6 protein-coding genes are annotated in these 4,599 nt (G+C 61.3%); all 6 read left to right on the top strand.

Annotation, left to right across the window (positions count from 1 at the left end; genetic code table 11):
* Nucleotides 1–426: hypothetical protein (locus V7D69_RS15335; protein WP_333606236.1), on the top strand; the 426-nt coding region annotated here is incomplete at its 5' end.
* On the top strand, nt 377–847 hold the full coding sequence (locus tag V7D69_RS15330) for a hypothetical protein (RefSeq protein ID WP_333606235.1): 471 nt from the start codon (nt 377–379) through the stop codon (nt 845–847). The genes V7D69_RS15335 and V7D69_RS15330, both read left to right, overlap by 50 nt.
* A 29-nt stretch (nt 848–876) precedes the next feature.
* Complete coding sequence (locus V7D69_RS15325; protein ID WP_333606234.1) at nt 877–1,374, top strand: hypothetical protein; 498 nt, start codon at nt 877–879, stop codon at nt 1,372–1,374.
* 279 nt (nt 1,375–1,653) lie between these two features.
* Nucleotides 1,654–1,875, top strand: coding sequence for a hypothetical protein (locus tag V7D69_RS15320; RefSeq protein WP_333606233.1), 222 nt, complete (start codon nt 1,654–1,656; stop codon nt 1,873–1,875).
* 1,173 nt (nt 1,876–3,048) lie between these two features.
* Nucleotides 3,049–3,255, top strand: a complete 207-nt coding sequence (locus V7D69_RS15315; protein WP_333606237.1) for a type II toxin-antitoxin system Y4mF family antitoxin — start codon at nt 3,049–3,051, stop codon at nt 3,253–3,255.
* Nucleotides 3,252–4,520, top strand: a complete 1,269-nt coding sequence (locus V7D69_RS15310) for a type II toxin-antitoxin system HipA family toxin (protein ID WP_333606232.1) — start codon at nt 3,252–3,254, stop codon at nt 4,518–4,520. Before V7D69_RS15315 ends, V7D69_RS15310 begins: the two co-directional genes overlap by 4 nt.
* Nucleotides 4,521–4,599: the final 79 nt, after the last annotated feature.

Genomic DNA, 4,599 nt, shown 5'->3' with positions numbered 1-4,599 from the left:
CGGCTGAATCACATGTCGCTGATATTGCCCACCTTCTTTTTCGGTCAGCCTCTCAGAAAGTGGCGCGATTCCCAAGGAGCAATCACCGTCAGTTTCGACGTTATCCCCAAAGGAGGGGCGTATCTCGAAATCGGCGACGAATACGTTTTTGTGGCAGGTAGCTACGCCCCGTACAAAGGACGAGATCGCAAACACGTTGTGGGTTGCGTCTCGATAACTCCCGATCCTGACGTGCTCGCCAACATTCAGGCCGTGTTTGACGAGTCTGAGCGGCCCCTCTGCGGCTGGGCGAGTTTCAGTCGGGAGCGGCAGGGCGATTTCGAGTTCGCCCCTCCGACGGTCTATTTCAACGTCGTAGTAGAACTTCGCGGACAAGATGCTCGCCAACCTCGCCAAGCGGTTCGACAGCGCCACCGCTGGCCTTAACCGCGTGATTGAGGGTTTGGAGCGCGACCTGTCCCAGCCCATCGAGAGCCGGGGCGTTGGTGCAATGGCGGGCGAGATCAGGGCGTATGTGAAAACGCTGCCCGAAGGTCAGCGCATGGGGTTCATCCAGAAGGCGATTGAGGCGGGTGACGAGCGCACGGTGGGCGCAGTGCTGGGCGGGGTTCCCTACCTGTCCGGCATCACCCCGGAGATGCAGAACATCCTGCTCCGGCTCCATCACGAGAAGTCCAACCCTCGCGCTGCCAAGCAACTGCGAGCAGCGAAGGCCGGACTTGAAATGCTGGGCGAACGCGGCGGCCTCATCTTCAAAGAGATGGAGAAGGCGGTCGGGGCGAAACAAGCAAAAGTGCAGCAACTTCGTGCAGCAAAGGCGGCGGCTGAAAAGTCCTTCGTCGTCTGATCCTTGTTCTAATCAAATCGAGGCATCCGATGACTGAACAGATTGCACCGCCTTGGGGAACGGACTGGAAGCCCACGCCCCCGCCGATCCCGACCGAACCGCGTGGACCGGGCAACCCCGCATGGGTGAAGAATGGTCCATCGCCCAACCCGAAGGGACGACCGGCAGGCGTGCCCGACAAACGGCTGCTGGCCACACAGGCGGCGCTGGACGAGATGCGCAACATCGTCGCTATACTGGTCGGTCGCGCCCTTGAGGGAGACACAAACGCGGCGAGCATCGTTCTGTCGAAGGTCTTGCCCTCGGTGAAGGCTCAGGCCGAGAAGGTGAACTTCGAGTTCGACGCCACCGCACCGATCAGCGAGCAGGTCGCCCAGGTGCTGGACGCCGTTGCCGCTGGTGCGGTCGCGCCCGATGTCGGCAGGCTCATCATCGACAGCATCAAATCGCTCGCGGACGTGCGTGCCAGCGAGGAGCTTGAGGCCCGGATTGCCGCTCTTGAGGAGGCCCGCGATGCCCGAGCGTAAAACGGAATTATTTGCACATTTTTTGCGAACGGGCCGAGTGCGACCGGCCTTGCGCGATATCCACTCTTAGGGGGACCGGCATGGCAATCATCCAAACCGAACGGAACCGCGTCCATGCCCATGCCATTGGTGACGACGATGTGTTCGTGCGCATCTCGCTCTTGGGATATGACGAGACGGGCGCATGGGTAGCGCGTCACCTGCGATACGAACCCATCGTCCCGGTGCGCCGGACCTGCCCTTTGACCTTCGCTACCATCTCGGACTGCGATAACCACAGTGGCAGGCATCCGCGCCCTTCAACGCCGCATCAAGCGGATTGAGGAAGCGGAGAAGCCGAGACCATCCCCGTTCGCGCTTCTGTTCGGCTCATTTGACGCATGGGTTGAGCGCGACGTGCTGCCCGGCATCGAAAGCGGGGCGCTGGACCAGCGCGACATGATCGCCGTTGTCGCTGCCCTTCGGGCTTGGGAAACCGAGGGGGTGTGGAATGCAGGCTGACGGTGCGCCCGCATGGCTGGTAGCATGGCGCGAGCGGGACCATCAGCCGCTACCAGTGCCAGCCCCCAAGCCGCGCAGGCCTGCGCCGCCGCGCGATGAGCCATATACCCCGCTCCGCATGAAGGGCCAGGCTGCCGCCATCGGTATCATCGAGCCGGATGCTTGGCCCTTCGACGGGTGTGTGCGCCGCGAACCCGTGACGGACGAGGACATTCCGGGCCGTGTGGTCAGGAAGGTAGGCTGGCACCGCTGCCTCAAATGTCGCCGACCATTTTTCTCGGAGGACGTGCTGCGCCTGCGGCTGTGCAGCGGCGCGGACGGGTGCAGGGGAGACGAGGACCGATTTACGAGATGAGTTAGCGCGGGAGTTCCATCTTGCTCGCCGCGCCGGGGTTAAGGCCACCGACCCCTCGCCTTCAAAACATCGGGGCCAGCAGCGGGGCGGCACCTCCTTTGCCACTGCCTGACGCTGCCAGCACCCCTGCGCCTTCGCGGTGCGGGGGTGCTGCTATGAGCAGCTAGAGCGGCTAGAAATACGCTAGAAGGCGCGTGCCGCTGGCCCGCGCTACCGCGCTAGACCTTCGCTAAGTGCTTGGTTTTGCTGGTGAAAAGTGGTGGACGCACTAGGGCTCGAACCTAGGACCCGCTGATTAAGAGCTGGCCATAAGCTCTTGTTATCGCCTGTTATTCTGCGTCATTTCGCGTCTTGGGGAACACGAAAACGTATCTTCGACCCGCTGATTCCGAGGCGTATTACTTCAGGTCCATTCATGCAAGTTCGGACGCCCGGGACCCCCTTGATACCCACACGGAAGATCGTCAGTTTTCTGGGTATCAGAGCGGGGGGAGGGAGGAGGTGGAGGCTGATCCACCAGCCTCGCCGCATCGTCATATCGATCATAGGTGTCTGCGTCAGGAAAAATCCCGGTGATGTTACGGTGGTGACCTCGCGCCAGTTAGTAACGACTTCGTTATCTTCGGGAGGCGAAAGGCACGAAGTCGTTATTAACCTCATGGAATGGCCGCTGGCACCGCAATGTCACATCGGAAAATATTCCCGATCGGTAAAAAATCCTGTCTATGATCGCTCAGCCTTCCTAAATTTACCGATCGGGAATATTATCGTTGCAACGGGGCGAAAAAGCTCATAATGTCCCGATCGGGAAAATCATGATGCTCGACACCGACACCATAGGAAAAATCGTTCGAGAAGAACGCAAGGCGCTGGGCCTGCGTCAGGCGGAGCTTGCGGCTGCGAGCGGCGTTGGCGTGCGCTTCCTCGTTGACTTGGAACGGGGCAAACCGACTGTCCAGCTTGGCCGGGTTCTGGCGGTGCTGGCAGCGCTGGGGTGCTCGATCGATATTCGGCGGCCGCAGTGAGCGGACCGATCCTCGATAGCCTTGCCGTCTGGTGGGGACAGCGTATCGCCGGGACGCTTTCGATCGATCGCGGCGGCGCGATGCACTTCGCCTATGCGCCCGACTGGCTGACCGATCCCGCGACGTCGGATTTGTCGCGCGCGATGCCCAAGCGTGAAGCCGAATATGACGACGCCATCTGCAAGGCCGTTTTCGGCGGTCTGCTTCCCGAGGAAGGGCAGCGCACTGCGATTGCCCGCGCGCTTGGCGTATCCCCAGATAACCCCTTTCGTTTGCTGGCGGCGCTGGGCGGCGACGTTGCGGGTGCGCTCGCGTTTCTTCCCACAGGTGAGAATCCGCCAACTGTGACAACCGGTGACCCGGAAGCATTGGAAGATGTTGCGCTTGCCGATTTGATCTCGCGATTGCCGCGCGTACCAATGTTGGCCGGGGAAGGGGGGGCACGCCTCAGCCTCGCGGGAGCACAATCCAAGCTCCCGGTCGTACTTGTCGGTGGCAAGATCGCCGTTCCGTTACCGGGGCAGCCGTCTACCCATTTGATCAAGCCCGAACCGGATCGCTTCCCCGGTCTTGCCGCGAATGAGGCGTTTTGTCTCGCCCTCGCGCGCACGGTGGGTCTTGATGCCGTGGATGCGGAATGGAGACAGGTCAACGGGCGGGCCTACCTGCTTGTGACCCGCTACGATCGTGTGACGGCGGACGGCGAAACCCGGCGGTTGCACCAAGAGGATTTTGCACAGGCGCTTGGCGTTCCATCGAACCGCAAATATGCGGCTGAAGGCGGGCCGGTTTTTCGGGACTGCTTCGCCCTGCTGCGCGAGGCCGCTGCTCGTCCGGCGCTTGAGGTACTGAAGCTGGTTGATGCCGCCATCTTCAACGTCATCATCGGCAATGCCGACGCCCATGCGAAAAATTTCAGTCTGCTGCGGCAGGAGGCCAACGGTAGCCAAATCGTCCTAGCCCCCCTCTATGATCTGGTCGGCACGGTGATGTGGCCCGAGTTGTCTCCACGCTTCGCGATGACGTTTGGCGGGGCCGGAACATTGGAGCAGTTGGAGCCCAAGCACTTTAACCGGTTCGCAAGCGATGCGGGCGTTGCGGTGCCATTCGTGCGGCGTCGGGCATTGCAATTGGCGGATGCCGTGGCCGACGCGATCGAGCGCGACCTGAATGTTCCGGGGCTTGATGACCGGGAGCCCATTACAGCACAGGCGAACGTCATTCTGGATCGTGCTCAGCGGGTTGCGCTCAAGGTGCGCGCGTGATCGATAGAATGGTATCCTATCAATCGGCTTTGTTGCACAAATGAGCTGGTGGACAAGTTGCCGGCTTTGAAGGTTGGTG

This window comes from Novosphingobium sp., assembly GCF_036733805.1.
Classification (GTDB): Bacteria; Pseudomonadota; Alphaproteobacteria; order Sphingomonadales; family Sphingomonadaceae; genus Novosphingobium.
The sequence above is the reverse complement of the archived record's forward strand: the minus strand, read 5'-3'. Positions and strand labels throughout refer to the sequence as shown.